Source organism: Bythopirellula polymerisocia, assembly GCF_007860015.1.
Classification (GTDB): Bacteria; Planctomycetota; Planctomycetia; order Pirellulales; family Lacipirellulaceae; genus Bythopirellula; species Bythopirellula polymerisocia.
In genome coordinates this window covers 193,409-217,195 of sequence record NZ_SJPS01000007.1, presented here as the reverse complement: position 1 = coordinate 217,195, position 23,787 = coordinate 193,409, and the positions used below count along the sequence as shown (strand labels likewise).

Sequence of the window (23,787 nt, the reverse complement as noted above, 5' to 3'; positions counted from 1 at the left end):
TAAGAATGCGCGCGAGCGCGGCTTAGGCTTCCGCAGTGCGATCTGGCTTCCGACGCTTAATTCCTAAGCGAGCCAACAGAAACTCTTGTTTCGGCAAAGTTTACGTAAATTCGGGGCGACAAAACGGCTATAGCACTTTTTCGCACCAAATCGCTGATCGATTCAAAAGCGTTAGACGTTATGAGTCAGTCACTTACGTAATCGGCAGAGTATTCTCTTTGCGGAAAACCAATTCGTGTGACAGAACCCTGATTCGGATGGCTCCAACTGTCGGAAGCTGGTCGAATTTAGCGGTTGTAGTGGTTGAAGCGGCGGTAGCGAATGTGTTCAAATTGCGTCATATTCCGGTCGATTGAACTGTAGGGCTGCTTTAGTAAGCTTGGTGCTAGCATTGCCAGAGTGTGAGCTGCTCTGTTGCGTCAGGATATCAACCAGAGCCACATGGCGCTTAGCGATGGGAGCAACAACCAATGAACAGGGCGACGCTAACAGTGATGATAGCGTCGGCTGCCTTGCTAGTAGGGTGTCGGATACCCAGTTGTCTCCACTCTTCACCGGTGATTCGCGGGGAGCAAGTTCGCCATACCGCGAACGATCTCAACCACGATCTGCCAGCAAGCGCACTCTACGCGCGGTTGGGCATGGAACACTCAAAGGCACCTGAGGCGGAAGCGAGCACCTCCCTTTTGGAGAGTCCGCGAGCTGATGAAAGCGTGCAACTTGCAAGTGTTGATCTTCCACTGTCGCTCAGCATCCCGACTGGTGATCCATTTGTACCCTCTGAGGCTCAAGAGCTGTCACTAGAGGGCGCGATCCAATTGGCTTTGGAGCGAAACCCGAATCTTACTACCGTACGAGCCAGTGAACCCGTAGCCCACGCAGCGTTTCATGTTGCAGAAACGTATCCTTGGAACCCGCAGTTTCAGACACAAGTGCTGCCTTATAGCCGAGACCGCAATGGCAACGATGGGGCGGTCAGCCAGCAGCATGTCATCGTACAAACGTTTGAACTGGGGGGCCAACAGCATTACCGCGAGCGAGCGGCCGCCGCCAATTGGAGACAAGTTAGTGGGACCGTCAGGCAAGCAGAGCTGACAACCGCTGCGCAAACCATTACTCTCTTTTTTGGAGCTCTGTTTCAACACGAGCTGCGTGATATGAATCAGGCCTTGGCTGAGATGAATGAGCAGTTGGTCGGAGTCATGCAACGCCGTCAGAAAGCAGGTCAAGCCAACAATGCCGATGTCGAATTGGCCCGTCTTCAATCCCAAACGACTCGCCGACAACAGCGTTTGACCGAAGCAAGCTACCAAACCGCATATGTTAATCTATTGAGCCAGTTGAACTTATCCGTAAGCATCGAATTCGCTCTTAGCAACGAGTGGTTACAATGTAGGTGGCGGCCCATCGACGAAATCATTCTGGCGAGTCCCGCGATCACAACGGCGACACCTCTTAACCAAGCAAGTGAAATGAAATCCGACGTTGGTTGCATGCTCACCCAGCCTGAGAACGAAACGATTTTGCGACAGATTATTGGCGACCGTCCCGATGTATCGGCAGCCCGTGCAGGCGTGGCCATGGCTAGAGAGAACTTAAGACTAGCGAAGGCGATGAAGCGTCCAAATCTACAAATCGGACCGATGTGGCAACGAGACGAAACGGCGACCCAGTATTGGGGCGTTCAGGCACAGATGGATATTCCCGTCGTAAATACCGGCAGTACGCTTGTTTCGCAACGGTATGCTGAATGGCGTCAACAACAGGTTACGGCGCAACAACTTGAGAATCGAGCCGTCCTCGAAGCCAGAGCGGCCATCACTCGATATGAGCGGTCGCGAGTGCTCGTCGAACAGTCGCGTGAGGAGTCGGTCCGCACCCTCTCGGAATCTCTTCAACCCTTTGAGGATCAATTCAAGGCTGGACAAATCAACCTGCTGCAGGTGTTCGCAGCCCGCACAGCAATCGTTCAGTCAAGGCAAAGCTATCTGGACTTGTTGAATGAACTAGCACTGGCTGTCGCCGACGTCACGCAATCAACAGGCCTGCCGCCCCAGCTACTGATGGAAGAAGACAAGCCGAACTTAGGACAGGCAGAAGAGTTGCCCCTACCATGACGAGCGAGCCGATTCAACAAAGTGACGAGACCTCGAAAGCCCACATTCTTCTGCGGTTTGGCAAACCAATTCTTTTCCTCATCGCGGCATTCTGCCTAGCGGGTGGCTATGCAGGACTGACTATGCCTTCCTCGGTTTTTCCCGAGACGGATTTTCCCCGTGTGGTGATTCTCATCGACAATGGAGTGATGCCCGGCGACGAGATGATGGCGACCGTAACTCGGCCTGTCGAAGAGGCCATGAAAGACATTCCGGGGTCGATCAGCATTCGGTCGACGACCGGGCGTGGTTCCGCCGCAATCAACGTTTTCTTTGACTGGTCGACCGACATGACCGAAGCAGAGTTGTACGTGCTTGCGCGACTGTCTCAAATTCGAGCAACGTTGCCTCCGACGGCCATGGCTGAAGTCCATCGCCTCACCTTTTCAGCGTTTCCAATTCTCGGCATCAGCCTGACTAGCAAAACACGGCAGCCGACAGAATTGTGGGAGATAGCAAGGTATGACATTTATCCTCGTTTCCTACGGATCAAAGGCGTGGCGAGGATTAAGCTCGTTGGCGGTCGTGTGCCTGAATACCATGTCGTGGTTGATCCTGCCAAGTTGGAAGCGAACCAACTCAACTTTGCCCAGGTCACTCAGGCGTTGGCTGACACGAATTTGTTCACCTCGGCGGGTATGCACGAAGAGAATTACCAACTCTACCTGACGACTGTCGACAATCGTTTGCACAGTAGCGCAGAGATCGAAAATGTTATCCTAGCCTGGGTTAACCAAGCGCCGGTGAGAATTGGCGACGTGGCCGTAGTGCAGAGAGGTTCGGAGCCTCAATTCAATCGCGTTTCGGCCGACGGGAAGGAAGCGGTCTTACTGAACATCTACGGTCAGCCCGACTGCAACACGGTTCAAATCAGCGAAGATCTAAAGCAGGACTTGGAGCAACTCAAACAGGAACTACCCCCCGACATGCGGATGGCTTTCTTTTACGACCAATCGCAATTCGTCCGTGAGGGCGTACGCAGCGTTTGGGACGCAATCTTCCTAGGCCTGGCGCTCTCGGTGGTCGTATTGTTTGTCTTCTTGAAGAGTTGGCGAGCGACGGCGGTGGCCGCTTTGGTCATCCCCGTGACGGTACTACTCACACTAGTCGGTTTGAAACTGATGGGAATGAGTTTCAATCTCATGACGTTGGGCGGTATCGCGGCGGTCGTGGGGATCGTGATCGACGATGCAATTGTGGTCGTCGAAGCCATCTATGCCAAAGTCGAGGCGGGGCTAGTTCCTGCAACAGCCGTCCAGGAGGCAATCCGCGAAGTAGGTCCCGCCCTAGTTGGCAGCACCATGACCCCGGTTGTCGTGTTCATCCCCCTAGCGTTTTTGGATGGGGTGACAGGCGTGTTCTTTCGAGCCTTGGCAACAACGATGGTCGTCGCGCTACTAATATCATTGCTGCTGGCCATTACTTGGACGCCGGTCATGGGAGGACTGTTAATTCGGCCGAAAAAGAAAAACTTGCAAGGCGGGAGGGAACTTGGTTTCTGGCATCAAATCTGGCTCAAGCTGAGCCGCAAACAGCAGCCTAATCTCGGACGGATGCCCACAGACCTTCCGAAAATTATTGATGGCATTACACAGGCCGGAATCGAAGCTGAACCCGGCGGTCCCATCCTCCAGGGCTTGATCTCGATCTATGCGTTTCTGATGAGAAAACTCTTAAGGAAACCCGTGGTGGCACTCTTGGGTGTAGCGGCCATTTGCGCAGGTGGGATTTGGATCTACGGACAATTGGAGTCCGATTTTCTCCCAGAGCAGGACGAAGGAGCATTTGTTATCGATTATTACTCGCGCCCGGGAACCAGTTTGACCGAGACGAATCGCATGCTCATGCACGTTGAAGAAATCTTGCGGGCGACGCCCGAGGTCGAAAGCTTTTCGCGACGAACTGGTGCTCGACTAGCGCTCGCCATCGCAGAGCCGAACACGGGTGATTTCCTCGTCAAGCTGAAACAACAGCGCACGCGTTCGACTGCTCAAGTTATTGAGGAAGTCCGAGAAAAAGCGAACGCGGCGGAACCTGCTTTGAATTTCGAGTTCCCCGGAGTGCTGAGTGATTTAATCGGCGACTTGACTTGGTCTCCCAACCCCGTCGAAATAAAAATCTTCTCCACCGATACGGAACTCCTGAAGACCAAAGCAGCGGAAATTGCCAGCACGATTGAAAGCATCCCCGGCGTAGTCGATGTCAACGATGGGCTCGTAGTAGCCGGACCCTCCATGCGGCTTAAAACGAACATTGCCGAGGCGGCTCGCGTCGGATTGACGCCCCGCTCGCTAGGCGGAGAGATTCAGGCCACGATGATCGGCACCGTTTCCTCGTACGTGCTGCTTGGAGATCGCATCTATAATGTTCGTGTCATGTCAGCTCCTGACTCTCATGGAAGCCAGCAAGAACTTGCACAGATGCCGCTTCGCACGGTTTCAGGAGCGAACCTGACGGTCCGCGATGTGGCTGAGATTCAGCATGAGCCAGGCATGCTTGAAATGCACCGCGAAGACTTGCGGCAACTGGTTGCCGTGTCGGCTCGCTTCGAGAATATTGATATGGGACACGGCATCGACGAAATCAAACGAGAACTGACGGCGAAGGTCGTGATACCGCCCGAGGCAAGTCTCGAATTCGGCGGGCTCTATCAGCAACAGCAAGAATCTTTCCGTAATCTGGCGTTAGTGTTATTGATGGCTTTGGCACTGGTTTTTGCGGTGCTAGTGCTCGAGTTTAAAGACTTCTCGAAGCCACTGGCAATTCTGGCGGGGTCGGTTTTGGCATTATCGGGAGTAGCTGCGGCCTTGTGGCTTACGGGCACGACGCTCAATATTATTTCTTTTCTGGGTGCCATTATTGGCATTGGGATCACGGCCAAGAATGGCATACTCATGCTGGACTACGTGGACCAATTATTAGAACGCGGCCTCGCCCTGGATGAGGCCTTGATTCAATCGGGCCGACGCCGTCTACGGCCCGTTTTGATGACTTCGCTCACTACCTTCCTGGGGCTATTGCCGTTAGCCTATGGAGTAGGAGCAGGAGCCGACATGCTCCGGCCCATGGCGATTGCCGTCATTGGTTCGTTGTGCATGTCGCTGGTTTTGTCGCTGATCGCCACGCCCGTGTTCTACTATCTATTTGTTTTACTGCTGGAGCGATTGGGGCTCTCCCGACAAAACTTCAAAATGTGTGAAATATAGATCTTGTTCGTTTTCGAAATCGATGGAGTGTGAATGTCCCTAAGTTGTCGCACAGAGTCCTTGGCCAATAAAGGATCTACGATCTGCATCAGTCTTATCCTTTTGACAGTCTCAGGCTGTACTTCCAAAGTTTCCGAGACCGCAGTGCCAGCGGAATCAGTCAAGCCAACGCCGGTTGCAGTCCAAGCGGAGGAGGTTGTTCTCACAACGTTGCATCCCACTCTCGACTTAGTTGGTGCCATCGTGGCCATCCCCGAAAAGACGGCCCTCATTTCACCGCAACTAGGGGGTTGGGTGAATAAGTTGAATGTCGTTGAGGGGCAATCCGTGGATAAAGGCGACGCTCTGGTAGAACTGGACACCCGCTCTGCCGAAATCGCTGTCGAGCGGGCTAAAGCGGTGGTGGCGGAAAAGAAGGCGGCCGTAGACCGTTTGAAACGTGGCTATCTGCCGGAGGAGATCGCCGCCGCCCGCCAAGACGCGGCTAACGCTCAGGCTACAGTCGATGGGTTACGCAATGAGTTGACCGCACTCAAGGATCTCTTAGACCGCAATGAAATCTCAAGCGTCATCTACGATACCAAGAGCAAAGCACTTGAGTCCGCCGAAGCCGCTATGGCTGCTGCCCAAGAGCGTGCGAAATTGCTTGAGGCAGGAACTCGGCCGGAAATGATCGCTGAGGCCCAAGCCTTGTTGGATGCGGCTCAAGCCGACGTCGAGCAAGCGGAACTCGCGCTCCAGTGGTGCTCGATAACAAGTCCGATTGATGGCGTCGTCGTCCAGCTGCTCGCCCGCCAAGGGCAATTCTTTGACAAAGCGGTCCCTTTGGCAAGGATTATCGATCTGTCTGAAGTTTTTGTGCAACTTCGAATTCCCAGCCGCGACTTCGCCAAAGTAACTCTCGGCTCCCAAGTCGAGGTTAGTCTGGACTCACTTCTCGCTCAGAAGTTTCACGGAACGATTGAACGCATCAGCGGTGAAGCCGACCCACTCACTGGAAATGTTGTGGTCTTCGCACTTGTGAAGAACACCGACCGCCTACTACGACCGGGGCTCAGTTGTCACGCCCAGGTTTCACTGCCTGCGATTACCAATTCGTTGGTCGTACCGATAGCAGCGGTTGCCGACCACTCCGGAACCACCGTCGTGACGGTCATTCGAGATGGCAAGGCATATGAGACGGTAATAGAAATAGGCACCAAGACACCAGAATCCGTTGAGGTCGTCAAAGGTTTGTCGAACGGAGAGTTGGTGGCGACTGCGGGAGGAACTGGATTGCCGCAAGGTTGTCCAGTGAAGGTTGTCGCCGATCTTTCTGCAGCGAGGACTGACGGCAATTGAAATAACAACGCACAGGCTATGGGGTCTGAATAATTGAAATTGTAATCCGTCGAAACTATCGGACGCATCAACTCTGAATCTGGCATCGATTCTTAATCGAACACTGCTGATGATTAAAGACTGTGGCTAACCAAATACACTCCGCCGCCGGGGGATGGTAGAAATCCTGGAAGTCATAGGGCCCCCAAGCAAACAAATTTCTCTGAAGATCGCGACCTCGTCCCAGAGTAACAAGGTGACTCCAACGTGGCAGACCCACGCAGAGTAATCCGCTTCAGACCAGCTTTGAAATAGATCGCTTAGTCAATGACCATTTCTTTGTACAATAAGAAAGGCGTGCAGAGCCTTTGGAAATAGGCGACTTACACACTCGAGGTCGTCAGATTTTAACTCAAAATGCAAACTCTAAAGGAGGTTTGTCCTTGATTGAATCGGCATTTAAGCCAGAAAGTGTTTGCATCTGATCTGGCTGTTCGCCAACTCGAACTGTGTAGCTTCCGTCCGCAAAGACTTTCGGCTGGAATGAACGACCTCGAATTCTTAAAGTATACAACACTTCGGAATTACTTTCGTCGACTACCTGAACCACTGGATTCTCCAAGCCGCTGACACGGACCTCGGGAAGCCAGGCAGTCGCTTTGCGACCATCGTTGTCCATTTGGTCGATCGTGATTGGCCAGCCATCGTATTGCTTGGCGTCTGGTCTCGAAATATCCACAAGTCGAGGCCAACACTCCATCGTGATAGTACGAGCAACCGTATTGAAACGGATAAGTCCAAAACCATCGGCACCACGCAGGGGAGCGTTCTCCTCGACTACATATTTGTAATCCTTGAGGCCAAATTCTGGATTCGCGTATGCGTGCATTGTAATGCGGTTACCGAAGCCATCGAAATAGGAGCCGGCGTAAGGGAGCGGATTCGCGATTTGTTTCTCCGCTGGGATGCTGGGCAGCCAATAGCGAGGAAAGTAGTTGACGATCGATTGGACACAGAAGGAATATCCCGCGTCGTCCCAATCGTTGATCCCGTGCTGGATGACAGTCGCCAAATGCTGATCTCCACAGATGTGAAAAGCAGCCGATCTGCGCATAGCTTCCAAAGCCCGGTTGCGACCAGTTTGGGGCCAGCCGTTCGAGTCGGTGTCGCGTGACGGTGGCGTCGGTTGATTGCCTTGTTTCTTTGTGTGAGCGCAGGCAAACACGGTTTGCGAGAGTACACATTTCATATCCGTGCCACGCCAATCTTTGCCCCATTCGTTGAGAAAATGCAGTTGGCGTTCACCCAGTAATTTTGCACCGGCGACATCCCACTGCTCAGGATTACCCGAGTCAGGATTCTTCATGAGATCCTTTGGTAGGACGCGGCCTGGACCCGACTTAAACTTGCGATCCTCGATGATGGCAAAATCAACCCGACCGACGTTTAGTCTCGTGTAATAGACACCGATTCCCTGTTTCACCGGTGTTGGGTCATACGGGTCAGGTAAGTGGCTGGTTTGGGCCCATTCCACCTCTTTCACATGAGAGGCAGGCATGAGATAACCACCCATAGTATCTCGTTTCGTTGCTCGACCATTGTCACCCCACAGATTTCCCTGACCAACATCATGATCGTCAGGCAAAGTGACCGTGGGACGATCTCTTGTGATTTCACCAAACTGCTCGCCAAACCGCAGCCAATCACCGAGATGTTCACGATGCGTATAAACCTGGTCCCCCGAGAAAAACAGAAGATCGGTATCGGCAGTTTTAACGTTGTGAATGATATCTGATTTCAAACGTTTGTCGGCATTTGAATTACCCGTGAAGGCGGCGACAACGATCTCGGTCTTGTCGATGGGATCGCGACGAATCAGCCCTTCGTAAACACTCTTGCCGTCCAACGCGACAACTCGAAATGAATGATCTTTGGAATGGTCCCAGTCTTCGGCCCGAAAATGCGCAGTCCAGCTTTTGGCACCTTTGGGAAAGCTATAAGCATTCTCGCGAACAGAAACCGTTTCCAATCGAGTCCATTCTGTGCCACTTTTCACCTCCAATGAAACGTCACGACTATCGGCCGTTTCAATGGGATATAGCTGGGCTGTCAGTTTCAGGACATTGTCTTGGACCGTGTAGAGAACAAAACACACTCCGTGCTTAGTCTCTACAGCTGGCAAATAAGAAACTCGCAGGGAGCTTAGCAATAAGATTGTCAGAATTCTAAGAAAAGTGCCCATGCATCATCTTACTTATCAAAAGTAGATTGGTAGACCCGGACATAATCGACCTCGAATGTCGCGGGAAATTCTGTTTTGGAAGGATCTCCTCCGTTAGTTCCACCAATCGCCAGGTTGAGCAGCAAATAGTGTGGCTGATGGAACGGGCTGCTTAAATTATCGTGTTTTCCGACTGTTTGGCTCAGCTCGATCGTATTGAGCAGAGAGTCGTTTACAAATAGCTCAATGCGTTCTTCATCCCAGTCCATTCTCCAAGTGTGGAATTCGGTTGCCCAAGTTGCACCTCCGAAATCACTCAAAGGTATCCTTGCAGAATCCCACGTTGCTTTCCATCTTTTCCCGCTAGACCAGCATGCATTTGCCAAGAGCTTGCCCTGGTAATACTCCATGATGTCAATCTCACCAGCGTCTGGCCAATTTCCCGATTCGCCGACCGTCCAGATTGCTGGCCAAAGCCCCTTTCGGGCATCAATTCGAGCACGAACTTCGATCCGGCCAAAAGTCCAGCTATGGAGTCCTCGGGTAGTAATGCATGCCGACGTATATTCCGCATGCTGACGGTTCTTTTTCCAATTCTTCGTCCCCGCCACAAAAAATGGATTCATAACCCGCTCGCGCTTAGCAGTAATCACCAGCTTGCCGTTTTCGCAAGAAGCGTTCTCTGGCTGATACCACTGCAGTTCCTCGTTGCGCTCAAAACCATACTCAAAAGTCCAATTCTTAGGATCTGGCGGTCCTTCTTGGTCAAATTCATCGGACCATACCAACTCGTATTTTTTGCTCGTGTTAGCCGACTTATTCTCGTGCGAGCCAAGCGATTCTTGGCAAAATGCCGTGGGGGCGTGCCAGGCACTTTCCATGGCAATGAATGCTGTCAGTGAAAGGATAGAAACGGTTTGAAAATTCACAACGCGCATTCCTGGCTCGGCAATGACCTAATGTACGATCTAAGGTTTCTTGTCACAAAGAAAGAACTTCCGACTTGAAGCTTATTTATCACTTTGCTTTTTCGGCATCCAGCTACCTAGGCCTGGGGCGTTTGGCGGTACCAATTCTTTTTTCCACACGTCAAGTTTGCCAGAGGCATCTGCCACAGTTTGAGGACGATTCTGAAAAATGTTGTTTTTCTCGCTGAGGTCTGCTTTCAAATCGAATAGCATTTGTGGCTCGTACTTGTCATTGATTATCTCTCCTTCGACGAGAATTAGCTTACTAAAGCCATTGCGAACGGAGTAGATATTCTTGTCGAACCAACGCCAATACAGCGTCTGGTGCGGCGATTCAATTCGCTTTTCAGTGAGATACGGAATCAGGTCGACCCCATCCAATGGCTTGTCCACAGGGACACTGGCGTCGGCGTGGGCAACGATCGTGGCAGCAATATCAAGCGAACTCACGGGCTGATCGTAGTCGATTCCTGCGGGGATGGTGCCGGTCCAGCGGACAGCGAACGGAACGCGGACCCCGCCTTCGAAAGGACTTCCTTTGTGGCCGCGCAGGGGCTTGTTGCGTGAGCCATTCTCGGGTGGTCCTCCATTGTCGGAAAGAAAGAACACGATCGTGTTCTCGTCCAAGTCAAGCTTGGATAATTTGTCGAGAATTCGGCCCACGCCATCATCGACGGCAGAAACCATTGCGGCGTAGGTCTTGCGTTTTTTGTTTTGGATGTGAGGGAAACGATCAAGGTATTTCTTGGTTGCTTGCAACGGCGTGTGTGGTGCATTGTAAGCCATGTAGAGAAAGAAAGGCGAGTCGGAATTCCGCTCAATGAAGTCTACTCCAGCGTCACTTAATTCGTCGGTAAGGTAATCGTGAATGTCGACGCGTGCTTCGTTCCGCAGAAGTTTTGTGTTGTACCATTCGAATTCGTACGTGACTTCAGATAGATCATTGAGAGTCAGCATTTCGGGGAAATATTGGTGCCCCCCCGACAAGAAGCCGAAGAACTCGTCAAAGCCTCGCTCTAGAGGCCGCAAACTCGGAAAAGTGCCAAGGTGCCACTTGCCCACGGCCATGCTGGTGTAGCCAATTGGCTTGAGTAACTCAGCGATGTTTTTCTCGCTAGTTGGTACCCCATTATTCGGCACTGCCGGATCGATTGTCGGATTGCGACATGCACCGAAACGATCCTGATAGCGGCCGGTGATCAACCCAGCGCGACTTGGCCCGCAGACTGCGAAAGTTACATAGCCATTCGTACATCGAACCCCCTCAGCTGCAATGCGATCGATATTGGGCGTAGGTATATCAGTGCATCCGTTGAATCCAACATCCGCATAGCCCTGGTCGTCGGTTAGAATGATTATCAAATTCGGAGGCGAAGCTCCCCAAGAAATGCCGCAAAAGAGAGCGTTTACAACCAAACTGCAAATTAAGTGTTGTGAGCCAAGTTGTAGAGAATAATTCAAAACGGTTGATCTCCGAATGCATTTACTTAAGAGTGCTGTGAAGGTCTGCAGAAATATTATTCTTGCCTGCACCCTGTGACATGAGTTCTTTTAGCTCATGTAAGTAATGAGTATAAACGTCTCTCGGTTGGCAGTTATGTTCCTCACAGATTGATGCCGCCATACCAACAATCTCCCCCATCATGCCGCAGGTTCGCATGACGCGCACGGGGCCAAGTCCATCATGGGAGACACTTATGTCTCGACCTGCCATGAAAAGGTTCGAGATATTGCGACTGTAGAGACACCTATAGGGTGCCCAATAGGGTCCTTCATATTTATACTGAGTCCCTTCTGTCGCACGAGAGATGAATGCATTGGCATCTTCTCTCTCAAAGAAACTGGGGTCGGGAAGATGCAGGTCGATACCCCAAGTGCAGGGGAACGCAGCGTCCTCAAACTTGGTACCCTGCCGAAAGTCGTTGGCTGTTAAGATAATGTCACCCAACAGTCGACGAGATTCGCGCTTCCCAGCGATAAATGCGGCCCATTTCAATCTATGATTGGGATACATGCCGTCCACGTTTTTAAGCGTGTCCCACGCCCCATACATGGCGCGCAGATTGAGATCCCGTGTCCACTCAGCGTCATCGATCGGATGTTTGTCATACCCAGCCTCCCAGAACCAGCCCCCCAGATTCTCCAGCGGATTCTTGCCACCCCAGTGGCCTAAGTGGTTCTTGCGGCCAGGGAATGCTTTATCACTCAGATCGATTGCCCAGGGGCAGCGAGGAAAAGGCTGTGGTGTGGTGGCCGCCGAAAAAAACGAGGAAAGGGCGTCTTCATCATCGCATTCACACTTTAATTGGAATTCGTTTTGCTCGGTTTCTCCGAGATTCCATAAATTGCTCATCCCCATGTGGCCCTCTTCGGTGATTTCGAAATCAGCGCCCACCAGCGCACCGAGCACGCCGTCGCCGGTTGAATCAAGAAACCACTTACCTCTTACTCTTGTGCGTTTGCCGGTCTGGGTATGTTGTGCAACGACCGAACCAATCAAATCATTCGAGACAGAAGCATTGTTGACTCGGTGTTCCAGAAGCATGGTCAGATTAGGTTCAGCACGAGCCAGCTTCAGCTTACGCGCGTCTTCATAGATTTGATCTCCCTTCGCGTTGCCGTCTCCAGGTCCTTTTTCACGCACGAGTTCCGAGACCACGTCACCGATGCGAGGATAGGGCTCTTGATTGGTATGACCCTCGGGCCAGACGCGAACTTCACTGCTACCATTACCCCCGAGAACTAGTCGATCCTGGATGAGCACCACCTGCAGGCCGAGTCGCGCGGCTGTAACGGCAGCGCTCGTGCCGGCGATGCCGCCGCCGACCACAACCAGGTCGTAATGACCTCCGTCTTGGGGCGATGTATGCCAGCCAAGATATTTGCTTCGCAGTTTGACTAGCGCGGGTCCACTATCCGGTGGTATGAATTCTTTGTCCGAGGTGAAAATAATCGCGTCGCAGCGCCCCTCAAAGCCGGTGAGATCATGAAGGGCCACCTCAATCTCTCCACCTAAGGCAACCAGTCCGCCGTCTTGCCAATGCCACTCGGCACCTTCAGTTCCAAAAGTTGTTTTGAGTGGATTCCCGTCAATCATTACCTGGAATCTCCCCGGTGCGCCAGGAGCTTGCCAAGGAGCCACCCAATCACGCGTTCGAACCCAGACGCGATACTCGCCCTTCTCCGGTATTGTCACTCCGGTTGAGGAGTCTTTGACGGGAACCCCCAGTCCATGGGCCAACACATACGGAGAACCCATCTGATCCATGAACTGTTGATCGACGACCCAGCCGCCAGTGTCGTCAAATGACTCTGCCTCGATGAAGAGTGTCTCATATGCCCAAGCAATATCCGGGGCAAGGATCGATGGCATCAGTGCAACGACAATAGTAAGCGACTTCATAATCAGCTATCGATCAACGTCCAGTTAGAAGGAACTATAAATCTCGCCCAATTCGGTTAGCGAGCCATCTTCGTTGAAAAGTGCGGAAGTGCCGAGTGGAGCGCTATCTGGCGATGCGGAAAACCAGGCATAGCGATGCACGAAGTCAAGTTCTTCGAGCATCGGTAGAACCTCAAGCATGAATTGCTTTATCTTCTCAGGGGAATGCTTATTTTCGGCAACCGACTGGGCATTCCAATCGCCGACGGCGAACTCTGTAATCCAGATCGGACGATTGTACATCGCATGAATTTTCTTTAGCCGCTCAACCAGCGCTTTTGCACTTGGTCCTCCGTAAGAGTGTACAGAGACATAGTCAACGCGTAGCCCAAGTTCATCGACTTCTTTCATAAACTGCTGCATCCATTCTTTGTCAGGATGCACACAGCCTGGGCTGCATAATGGAAGTCCTATGGCTTCCAATACGGGCCACAACTGGATTGCTTCAGAAACCGTGATATCGCTTTGTTTAGGCTGATCCGGTTCATTGAATCCCATAAGATACTTAAACTCGCCTTGCTGAGCGGCGAGCGTCAATTGCTCAAGATGTGAATGCCTCTCCGGATTGAAGCGTCCCCAGATCATGGGGACGAATTCGGCATTCTGCGGCATAACGGCTGGTTTTTTGGCACCCCAGGTGTAAAACCATTTTGCGTTGAGTGCTTCGATCCTCTCTGCCCCCTCGCCATCTTTCCGCACGACGGTACAAAACCCTCTCTTCGCGCTCGGTTGCGCAGTGGTGTCTTTCGCCTCCCCAGGGGAAGTCGCCAATCCGAAATGAAGGCTACACAATGCTAACAGTAGGCGAACAGTAGAGAACATGAATTTATTCCTGAGGCAGTGGTCAGTATGTACAGACAAATTGAGTTGATTAAAGCCACAGCGAAAGAATGATCCTATGAATTGGCTAGTCATGCACAAACTGAAATTGATCGCTTCTTAATCAGGGCTGGAATTGGAGGCAACCGAATACCTTAGTCCCCAATTCATGGAAATTGTTGAGCTGATAGTAGGGCTGCATTCCTTTTCGAGGTCTCAGCTTAAATGCCCTGTTCCATGTGCAGAGGTGAACTTTTAGATTCGGCAGGCATGCTACTAATTGCTTGACTTCTAAAGCTGTTGTCCGAATTTAGCACCATAAGAGAGAATACGCAGCTGGGCGAATGTCTCAGCCTTGGCTGAGAAGTCGCCTTCGCAATAATTCGACTCCAACACAAGTACTGATGATTGCCAAGAAAGCGAAACTTGTGGGCTCGGGGACGGCAACCGCTGTCCCGGCAAGACTCATGCGAAAACCAGGATTCGTAATATCAGAGACGACTGATCCGTTGGAAAGTAGCTTGCGAACCACACCTGCTGAAGAGCCCGTATTGTTAATCTTCAGGCGAATCGGTGCAGAGTTGCCAAAACCAACCGCGACTCCATTACCTGCGGCCGTAAAAGACAGTGGAGTGTCAAAAATTGCGTAGTATTCGTCGGTGTTCGTTGTTCCATTCCCCTTGAAATCGGCAGTTCGCGTACCGACAAGCGTATCGGCCAGACCGAAGGCGTTATCGGGACCGATGTCGTAGAACGAAAACGTGAACGTTCCGTTTTGAGTCGTTTGGTTGCCAGTGCCGGACGATTGGATAGGAATCGCGATGCCAGTCAATTGAACTGAATCACCCAAGCTCCAAATATTATCAACTTCTGCAACCCAGTTAACGAAGCCGCTCCCAGGCGTAAAGTCGCCTCCGCCTAAGGCGGCATTGTCCACAAAAAGGGTTTCTCCATTTGGCGATAGCAATCCACTCCCAATGGAGTAGTTTGCAACTAAATCAGCCGAAGCAGAAGTATCACTGATCGTCACCGCCACCATCGTCGCTAAAAAAAAGAACCCTTTACCAACCATCACTTACTCCCTCACAAGAATCTCAAGACTGACGAGCAGCGGACCCTGAAGCCATCAGCTTTCACGACCGTCGGGCAAAGCCACCTCCGGTATGGTCCGCTTACCCATAAAGTTGTCAAACCGCGAAATCCTAACGCTAAAACTTTTGAAAAAACCAGCGGATTTGCGTAAACTGTTGTTCTAATTCAACTTATGGAGTCTAGGGTTTTCACGGTTTAATGCAGGCCTTGCAAAACAACTGCTCTAGATGCGACTCGGTTGGCTCACGAATGGGCAAGTTTGTCGATGATTTCTTGAGAAAATTGCATTTCAGCGGTTTTCAAATCTTTTTACCGTTAGGTTTCCGACTTCCAGCAACTAAATTACCAGACGCATGCAGACAAGTGATTCTTCGCAGTTCGCAGGCGTTGAGTTCAGCCTAGGTGGGCATGAAAGTGTTGGCTTGAATTTGCTATGGAAGATAAATCCAGAACAGATGAGTTCGTGGCGTTGCTGGCTCAGCATGAATCGCAGATTTTCAGCTTCCTCTATGCGCTAGTCTGTCATCGAGACGATGCCCAGGATCTGATGCAGGAAGCCACCGTGACCATGTGGCGCAATTTCGATCAGTTTAAGGCAGGCACCAATTTTTCGGCCTGGGGTTGTGAAATCTCGAAAAACTGCGCGTTGAATTACTTTCAATCGCGTAAACGCAGGAAAATGTTTAGCACCACCATGATTGAACTGTTAGCCGAAACCGAAAGCACGACGGACGTCGAGATGCGGCTTGCTCGTCGACAAGCGCTGCGTCATTGCCTTGACAAACTGGGGGCTAAGGACAGGGAATTGGTTTCCCAGTGTTACGGGAGCAACACTTCGATTAAGTCGATAGCTGAACAAATCAAGCGGCCCGTTGCCGGAATCTATAACTCTTTAAGTCGTATACGTCGGGCCCTTTATCAATGCATCGAAGCCACTTTGGCGCGCGAGGAGCAACCAGGGTGAGCAGCGAAAGAGAAACACTACTGAAATTGTGCGATCTTGTTTCTTCGGGACAAGCGGACGAAGCACAGGTCGCCGATCTGGAAGCCTGGATGCTCGAGGACGAATCTGCCAGGCAAGTGTTCCTTGATTGGTCGGCTTTGCATGTCGACTTGCAAAACTTGGTTGGCGCTCAAAGTTCTCGTGTAGTTCTGGAAGAGGAAATGAATCGTAGTTCTCACACGGTACGTTCCATTCTCAGTTCAAAATGGTTCGGGGCTTTAGCGGCAGTTTTTGCGATTGCCCTGCTCTCGATCAACTGGTATCGCAATGAAGCCACTCCCCCGCTAGCCGAAAGCGAATCCAGCTCTGAACTGGAACTCGACGGCATGGCAATCGTCAATCGAATTGAGAACGTATCCTGGGCTGAGAAGGTAAAAAAGTATGCCGTAGGTGATTTATTAAAAAGTAGCAATTGGATTGAGATCGAATCGGGGGTTGCTGAGATTGAATTTGGCCAAGGGGCGGTCGTCATACTGGAAGGACCTGCCCGTTTTGTCGCGAAATCCACCTCCGTTGGTTTTCTCGACTACGGGAAACTAGCTTCTGTGGTTCCTCCCTGGGCAGATGGATTTCGCATTGATACCTCTTCGGTGGAGGTGGTTGATCGAGGAACTCAATTTGTGCTTGAGGTCACGCGCGATCAGAAAGTGAGCGTCGGTGTCACTAAGGGAGAAGTGGAGGTCCGGCAGCAAGGCAGCTCTCGCGAGACGACTGCGGAAAAAGCAATGCATCGCATTTTGGCTGGCAGCTCCATTCAGTCGTTGGGTAGCAAGATCGAGGACACCCTCTTTAATGAACAATGGAATTCACTTTCTCAACAACTCCCCTATCGCCCCGATCACACGGAAGTCGAAGTCATCGCCAAATACCGAAGAGACTTTAAGCCTGGAATAGCGAATGAACCTCGGAGTGATGGCAATTGGCGATACTTTGCTAATTTGTGGTCGCCTGTCAAAGAGGTAGACGACTACAAGGAACTGCTTTGGGATTCCCGCCGCACCGTGTACGATCCGAACGGCGACCGAGGTTGGGAGGCAGGCCCCCATCTCAGGGCTTCCAATTTCTCTTACCGCGGGGGGCATCCCGGGCAAGGGATTCAACAAACGGACGCAGACTTTGATCACTACGTTATTGCCGCTTATCAAGTTCCCAAGGCTGGTCGCTATCTTATCAAGTCTGGGTGGCTGCTGCGTGCCGAATCGCGTGAAGACTTGGTTAATCAATCCGTCGATTTGCGTGTTTGGGTGAATAAGAACCCCAGTGTTGTTGAAGAAACTTGTAGTAACAAAGGTTTGTTGAGATTTCAAGGCGACTTAGGTGAGCTTCTGGAGGGGGACTGGATTTACGTTGCGGTCGGCCCACAATCAGTCTCTTATAACGACCGTTTTGAATGGGACTTTGCCATCGTTCGTGAAATTGAAGGGGTCACACTTTAATCCGTTACGCGATTGACTTATCGCATTTCTCTTCTGAAAAAAGGAATTCTCGTTATGTCTTTTCCAAACAACCGGAGCCGATGCACTTCTCGAGGTTTCACCTTGGTCGAGTTGCTTGTGGTGATTGCCATTATTGGCGTTCTTGTGGCATTGCTTCTGCCGGCTGTGCAGGCGGCACGGGAAGCGGCACGCAGGATGCAGTGTCAAAACAACCTCAAGCAAATCGGTTTGGCGATGCTGAACTACGAGAACACCAACGGCGAATTGCCTCCGGGCTGCCGAGCAGTTGCTGACGATGAAAACCGTTGGAACGTCAGGGAAGGCTGGGGGGCAGTGATCCTTCCCTACATGGAGTTACAGACGCTCGCCGATCAATTTGATTGGACCAAAAGCTACAAAGCTGCTGTTAACACTCGAGCCGCGGATACCTTCGTAAGTTCTTATCTCTGTCCGACGGACACCTTTACCGACGAACTGATTGAACCCCAAGGTGAAGCAGATCGTTTTGCCCCCAGCTCATACAAGGCGGTGTCAGGAGTTATCGACCTGACTCGCTCTTCAGGAACACCGGCCTACTGGGATCGCCGGTATGCTCAGGATAGTCCTGCGGCTCTCAATGATCATTCTTTGCTTCGTGGTCCTCTCACAGCTACGGGCCCCAATTATATTTTGCAGCCTACGAAACTAAAGCAAATCACTGACGGCACGTCCCAGACAGCGCTCGCGGGGGAATACCACACAACCACCCTGGCAGATGCCCGCAAGAGTGTTTGGGGATCAGGATGGCGCTATTTCAGCAAAGGCCATTTCATCCGGGGCTCCTTGTTCCGCATTCCCGACTTAGAACAGTGCATAAGTTTGGCTTCACAGGTTTATGGTTCGGAGGGTCAGTTCTTTTGTTTCCGGACCTTCGCCAGCATGCACTCGGGGGGAGTGATGAATTTTGCACTTTGCGATGGGTCAGTTACGACAATCAGCGAAGACGTAGATGATGAAGTTTATCTCGCCTACGGAACTATCGGTGGTGGATTAGACAATGGACCCTCGACCGCCCCTGCCCCACCACGGTAAACCCTTTAAAGAGCGGCACGATTTAGGTGGCCAAATAATATGTTTGAAAATCTAAGACCAATCACCAGATTACTCACCCTCCTGGCACTAGGTGTTCAGCTGGGTTGTAGCAATACGCCCTATGAGTTGGTATCGGTGTCGGGCGTGGTCACACTCAACGGCGAGCCGCTAAGCGACGCGACGGTTAGCTTCGAGCCTAATGGGGCAGGCAAAGAGCTGGTCGGTCCTGGTTCGATGGGGACTACGGATGAGCAGGGAGCTTACGAACTTGAGACCTATAAAAACGAATCGGGAGCAGTCGTGGGATTCCACACGGTCAGAATTTCCACTTTTAAATCAGAGTTTAAGGATTTCAAAAACTCCGATGACCTCGAAATAGTTTCCAAAGAACGCGTCCCCTGGCAATACAACTTAAACACACAGCTCACCTTCGAAGTACCCACTGAAGGCACGGAAGGGGCAAACTTTGAGCTGACTGGCGAAGCACCTCAGTTGAACAATCGTTTGGGAAGACGACGAAAGTAAAGTCTGTCCAAAAAAGTAGCGTGACTTAATTCGTCGACTAAGAAAGTCGGCACTAATTACTTTGGAAGGAATCTCCACAATCTTTTCCATCCACTTTGAAGGAGAAACATCTAATGAAATCACAATTGTTTTATTCGGTTGCGTGTCTAGCCGTGGCCACGGTGGTTGCGGCCCCGGCGAAGGGCGCCACGCTCTCGGCCGGCTATGTCATGGGCTCCGGCAGCCAGTTGCTGACCGCCAATGGAGGCTCCGGAACCACCCTCTTTGCCGATGCTGCCACTTTGGGCGGCTCCGACGTTAACGGCACGGGAGCCTCATTTTTCTCCGTTCTGCTGGACGGAAGTTCATTCTGGAATGTCGGCGAGGCGGTAAGCATCACCGGTTTCGCCCTGCCTCTGGTTGACGCCGCCACCGACGACGGAACCTTCACCTTCGATATCCGCCAGGGCGCTGGTGGGAGTGGCGCCTCTGGCACGGCTGGACTGGCTTCGCTGGGAACCGCAGAGGCGACATATACGTCGGGTGGTGGCACTTCCGCGTACTATGTGAACTTCGATACCCCGGTCACCTTTGTGGCTGACAGTAACTCGACGAGCATCGTCATCAATTGGACATCGACTGCAACGATGCGCTTCAAGAAGCGAACCGAACCGACGGGCGGGGCCCTTCCTCAGGTAAATTATGCGAACGGCAATTTTGTCGGTGGCGACGACACAGTGAGTGTCTCCGTTGCTGGATCAGTCGTTCCCGAGCCAGCTTCAATGGCTTTGGCACTATGTTGCCTGTTAGGCATGGCAGCAGGCAGACGACGCTAACAGATTCCTAATTTCCAACTTATTCCTAAGAGTATCGTCCAACGACCGATCCAGCTGATGGGCAGCTTGGCTGGTCGGTCGGAGGCGATGCAACCTGGGCAGGTAAATACGGAACGCTTGCCAACAAAAAAAACGCTCAGAGTGTGCGATTCAACTTCGAGTAAAAAGGCAACTAGAGAAAACGTGAACCTTTTAAGTAAATCACTTTCGATGAGCCTAGCTGCTGCTGCCTATGTAGCTGTAGCGGTACAACCTGTCGTGGCGCAGTCGAATGTGGTCGTGATTATCTCTGATGACGATGGCTGGGCAGATTATGGGTTCATGCGCAATGCGGATCCTGCGGCCGATCCAGGCAATCGGGGCGCAGTGCCCACGCCCAACCTGGATATTTTGGCCACCATGGGTGTCGCTTTTACCAATGCCTATACGGGTTCGGTATGTAGCCCCTCTCGGGCGATGATCACGACGGGACAGTACGGAATGCGGTTTGGCTACGGCTCGAACATTCTCGACGGCAATGGCGCGATAAATACTACAAATACTCCTCAAGGCTTGCCGACCGAAGCGGTTACCATCTGGGAACGAATGCAAGGCGTCGGCTATGAAACCGCTGCTGTGGGCAAGTGGCATATCGGAGCGCACAGCAGCGGCGGAGGATCTCTGGGCAATCGACCCGAGGACCAGGGGGTCGAATTTTTCCAGGGACTGTGGGGTGGTTCACGCGATTACTTCCTAGGAAGTCAAACCGGTAATGGGCAACTGCGAGAGACGATCTCCGACGGAGTTGGCGGCGTAAGTTCCAACACCGTAATCGAGGGGAATTATTCTGGGCAGTACGTGACTGACGTTTTTGGCGACCAGTCGGCAGACTATATCAAGAACAAAGCGGGGGGGGCTGCTCCGTTCTTCCTGTACTCTTCGTTCACCGCACCACATACGCCTATGCAGGCGACCGCCTCGGACCTGGCATATATCGATTCACTGGGCGAACCAGGCTTCACGGGTAATCGTCGTACTTTCGCTGCCATGCAATATGCCATGGATCGCAATGTGGGCAAGATTCTCGACGCTCTGAAAGACCCCGCTGGCGACGGAACGGGTCCCGGCAACGATAGTGACAGTATCCTCGACGACACGCTCATCATTTTCATCAACGACAACGGCGGCGACTGCTGTGACGTGGGCCCCAACTCGAGCGACAACGGCGACTTACGCAATGGAAAAGGGAGCCAATTTGAGGGGGGCATGCGTGTGCCGATGATCATTGCCGGTGCGGGGGTTAATCTTGCCCAGCATGGCACTGTTTCTACCAATTTAGTTCACTCGATCGATATAGTGCCTACAGCACTGGTGGGTGCGGGTGGTGGCAGTTTTTCCCCTGGAGAGATTATCGATGGAAAGAATCTGCTCCCTTACATCAACGGCACTGAGAGCGGTCTGGCGCATGAGAATCTGTTTATCCCACGCTTCAACAATCAGCAGTCGGCCGTTCGTATGGGCCAGTGGAAGTATATGTACCAGAACGGTACCGGTTATCAGTTGTACAACTTGGCGACGGATATCAAGGAATCGAATAACGTAGTCAACTCACCTGCAAATGCAGCCGTGGTCGACGAGATGCACCAGTTGCTGGCCAGTTACCATGTTCAGATGGACAAGCCTCGTCACGACAACCAGGCTGACGAGACAAATCAATTCGACCATTTTCGCTTCCGGGAAGGCAATTTTGCCACAGCGACGTTTTCAACTGCCAACGCTTGGACCAACGGCGATACCGGCTCCGGAACTTTTACCGCCAGTTGGCGGGATGGCTATGCCAACAATGAGTTAACTTTCCGCACGAAGGCAACAGGCGACTACAGTGTGACGAATGATCTCAACTCGGTGGGTGGCCTGGGTTACATGGCCAACAAGATCAACCTGACCACCGGGTCGGCCGCGCTGACCACGAATCGCACGGCCACGATCAACGGCCAACCGTTGATGCTCACGAACAATCTCAACGGCGCTGGGCCTGAAATCAATCTGGATGCCACCGACGCGCAGGCCAAGACATTTACATTCAACATCGACCACGATGTTGAAATTTACGACGACCTGAAACTCCAAGGAGATGGCAATCAAAACTTCGCCATCAACGGCAAGATTCGTGAGTTTCGCCCTGGTCGCAACGTATCAAAAATCGGCACAAGTGATCTCACTTTGGGGGGAGGCGTTGATATTTCGGGGAGTCTCGACGTGCAAGGCGGAAAAGTCGCCTTCACCAACGGTCAGTTTCGCGGAAATCTCATGTCGCAGCCCGGTTCGTCGTTGATTATTGGCGGCGTCGGGTTCAATGAAATCAGTACTGGTCCGCCATCGAGTGCGCCAATCGTCACGACCGGATTGAACTTGAACTTCGATGCTATGCAAAGTATTTCGGGGACCTCGACTTGGGTAGACGCCGAGAGTGGACAATCACTCAGCTTCGGCGGCACGGCCTCGACCTCGCCTGTCAGCGATGTGAATTTCCCTGGGATTACGGCGGCCTACCACATCCCAGCCACCGGTGGGGCTGGTGGACTCAATAACTATTTTGAGGGTAGCAGTCCTCTCAGTCGGAAGGACGCCACCTTCGAAGTGTGGTTCAATGTAACGACGCCTTCGGGGGGTGGTGACCAAGTGTTGTTTGAAGCAGGTGGTTCTGACCTGGGTGTCTCATTCTTGCTCGACGACAACGATCTCAGCTTCAATGTCAACGGTGTCGGGACTGGCAGTACGACCTTTTCGCTCAATCAATCGGTCGGAACTGGCTGGCACCAAGCGGTTGGCGTTATCGACCTCAAAGGCGCGGTTGATTCTATTACTCTCTATGTAGACAACTCTTTAGTAGGGTCGTTGAATGGTCTCTCTATCGACGACTGGGCTGGCGGCAACAACACTGGGATTGGCGCAGCAGCAAGTTCGTTGGGTGCCGGCGGAACTCCCATCCCCTATCACGACAAGATCGCCGTGGTCCGCTACTACGAGAATGTCACTTTTGGAGCCAATGAAGTCAATCAAAATTATCAGTGGGCCAAGTTTGATCCCGGTATGGGCACGACTGGGCCGACCTTGTTGGCCATCGACGGCGACTATACGCAACACGATGGCGCAAGCCTCGACCTCGAATTGCTCGCCACTTCGATGCACGATGCGGTCAGCGTGACGGGGTCGGCCACGATCGACGGCATCTTGAATGTTGGCGAGATCAGCGGCTTCGCTCCTGCGGCGGGTGATTCGTTTACGATACTCTCGGCGACCAACGGCGTCAGTGGCCAGTTTGACACGATCAATCTGCCAGCATTGAGCGGCATGCAGTGGTTTGTCGATTACCTGGCGAACGAAGTGACGCTAAGCATCATCTTAGGTGCCGACTTTGACGGCAGTGGAGTTGTAGATGGCCAGGACTTTCTTCGGTGGCAGCGTGGTTTTGGGCTCAATGGTCAATCTGACAATTCTAATGGCGATGCCGACGGAAACGGCGTTGTAGATGGCAACGATCTCAAGATCTGGCAAGCTCAGTATGGAACGAGCCCAGGGATACTTACAAGCTCGCTTTCATCGGTACCTGAACCTTCATCGGGGTTTGCTGCAATTTGGGGCAGCCTCTTGATGACTTGGTTCCAGGCCCGCGGGGCGAGTTCGACACGATAGGAATTTGAATACGTTTTTATGGAATGGCTTCTAGAACA

Annotated in this window: 15 protein-coding genes; 9 read left to right on the top strand and 6 right to left on the bottom strand. The window is 52.1% G+C overall.

Going from position 1 to position 23,787, the window contains the following annotated elements; genetic code table 11:
- Positions 1 to 470: 470 nt before the first annotated feature.
- The 3 genes from Pla144_RS19960 to Pla144_RS19950 are packed head-to-tail and all read left to right on the top strand — an operon-like array spanning position 471 to position 6,703.
- Positions 471 to 2,117, top strand: a complete 1,647-nt coding sequence (locus tag Pla144_RS19960; RefSeq protein WP_146452475.1) for a TolC family protein — start codon at positions 471 to 473, stop codon at positions 2,115 to 2,117.
- Positions 2,114 to 5,362 carry an efflux RND transporter permease subunit gene (locus tag Pla144_RS19955; RefSeq protein WP_146452474.1) on the top strand — a complete coding sequence of 1,083 codons (3,249 nt, stop codon included), beginning with the start codon at positions 2,114 to 2,116 and terminating at the stop codon, positions 5,360 to 5,362. The genes Pla144_RS19960 and Pla144_RS19955 overlap by 4 nt, the downstream gene beginning before the upstream one ends.
- 33 nt (positions 5,363 to 5,395) lie before the next feature.
- Entirely contained in the window at positions 5,396 to 6,703 is a 1,308-nt protein-coding gene (locus Pla144_RS19950) for an efflux RND transporter periplasmic adaptor subunit (RefSeq protein ID WP_146452473.1), read from the top strand.
- A gap of 391 nt (positions 6,704 to 7,094) precedes the next feature.
- On the opposite strand, the gene Pla144_RS19945 is transcribed toward Pla144_RS19950, so the two are convergent.
- From Pla144_RS19945 to Pla144_RS19920, 6 genes are all read right to left on the bottom strand, one after another.
- Positions 7,095 to 8,924 (bottom strand): hypothetical protein, encoded by a 1,830-nt coding sequence (locus Pla144_RS19945; RefSeq protein ID WP_146452472.1) that lies wholly within the window; start codon positions 8,922 to 8,924, stop codon positions 7,095 to 7,097.
- An 8-nt stretch (positions 8,925 to 8,932) separates the two neighbouring features.
- Positions 8,933 to 9,832, bottom strand: coding sequence for a glycoside hydrolase family 16 protein (locus Pla144_RS19940; RefSeq protein WP_231936458.1), 900 nt, complete (start codon positions 9,830 to 9,832; stop codon positions 8,933 to 8,935).
- Positions 9,833 to 9,913: 81 nt separating this feature from the next.
- Positions 9,914 to 11,233: a sulfatase-like hydrolase/transferase gene (locus tag Pla144_RS19935; protein WP_197530848.1), complete on the bottom strand. Its 1,320-nt coding sequence runs from the start codon at positions 11,231 to 11,233 to the stop codon at positions 9,914 to 9,916.
- A 121-nt stretch (positions 11,234 to 11,354) separates the two neighbouring features.
- Positions 11,355 to 13,274, bottom strand: coding sequence for an FAD-dependent oxidoreductase (locus Pla144_RS19930; RefSeq protein ID WP_146452470.1), 1,920 nt, complete (start codon positions 13,272 to 13,274; stop codon positions 11,355 to 11,357).
- Positions 13,275 to 13,298: 24 nt separating this feature from the next.
- On the bottom strand, positions 13,299 to 14,135 hold the full coding sequence (locus Pla144_RS19925; RefSeq protein WP_197530847.1) for a glycoside hydrolase family protein: 837 nt from the start codon (positions 14,133 to 14,135) through the stop codon (positions 13,299 to 13,301).
- Between the two features lie 346 nt (positions 14,136 to 14,481).
- Positions 14,482 to 15,204 (bottom strand): hypothetical protein, encoded by a 723-nt coding sequence (locus Pla144_RS19920; RefSeq protein WP_146452468.1) that lies wholly within the window; start codon positions 15,202 to 15,204, stop codon positions 14,482 to 14,484.
- A 453-nt stretch (positions 15,205 to 15,657) separates the two neighbouring features.
- Here Pla144_RS19920 and Pla144_RS19915 point away from each other — a divergent pair, with 453 nt between their 5' ends.
- The 6 genes from Pla144_RS19915 to Pla144_RS19890 all read left to right on the top strand — a co-directional run bounded on the left by Pla144_RS19915 (position 15,658) and on the right by Pla144_RS19890 (position 23,749).
- Positions 15,658 to 16,188, top strand: coding sequence for a sigma-70 family RNA polymerase sigma factor (locus Pla144_RS19915; RefSeq protein ID WP_146452467.1), 531 nt, complete (start codon positions 15,658 to 15,660; stop codon positions 16,186 to 16,188).
- Positions 16,185 to 17,663 (top strand): FecR domain-containing protein, encoded by a 1,479-nt coding sequence (locus Pla144_RS19910; protein ID WP_197530846.1) that lies wholly within the window; start codon positions 16,185 to 16,187, stop codon positions 17,661 to 17,663. Before Pla144_RS19915 ends, Pla144_RS19910 begins: the two co-directional genes overlap by 4 nt.
- A 54-nt stretch (positions 17,664 to 17,717) precedes the next feature.
- Complete coding sequence (locus Pla144_RS19905) at positions 17,718 to 18,734, top strand: DUF1559 domain-containing protein (protein ID WP_146452465.1); 1,017 nt, start codon at positions 17,718 to 17,720, stop codon at positions 18,732 to 18,734.
- Between the two features lie 39 nt (positions 18,735 to 18,773).
- Positions 18,774 to 19,259: a DUF4198 domain-containing protein gene (locus tag Pla144_RS19900; RefSeq protein ID WP_146452464.1), complete on the top strand. Its 486-nt coding sequence runs from the start codon at positions 18,774 to 18,776 to the stop codon at positions 19,257 to 19,259.
- 113 nt (positions 19,260 to 19,372) lie between these two features.
- Positions 19,373 to 20,074: a hypothetical protein gene (locus Pla144_RS19895; RefSeq protein WP_146452463.1), complete on the top strand. Its 702-nt coding sequence runs from the start codon at positions 19,373 to 19,375 to the stop codon at positions 20,072 to 20,074.
- Between the two features lie 183 nt (positions 20,075 to 20,257).
- Positions 20,258 to 23,749, top strand: a complete 3,492-nt coding sequence (locus tag Pla144_RS19890; RefSeq protein WP_197530845.1) for a sulfatase-like hydrolase/transferase — start codon at positions 20,258 to 20,260, stop codon at positions 23,747 to 23,749.
- The last annotated feature ends 38 nt before the right edge of the window (positions 23,750 to 23,787 follow it).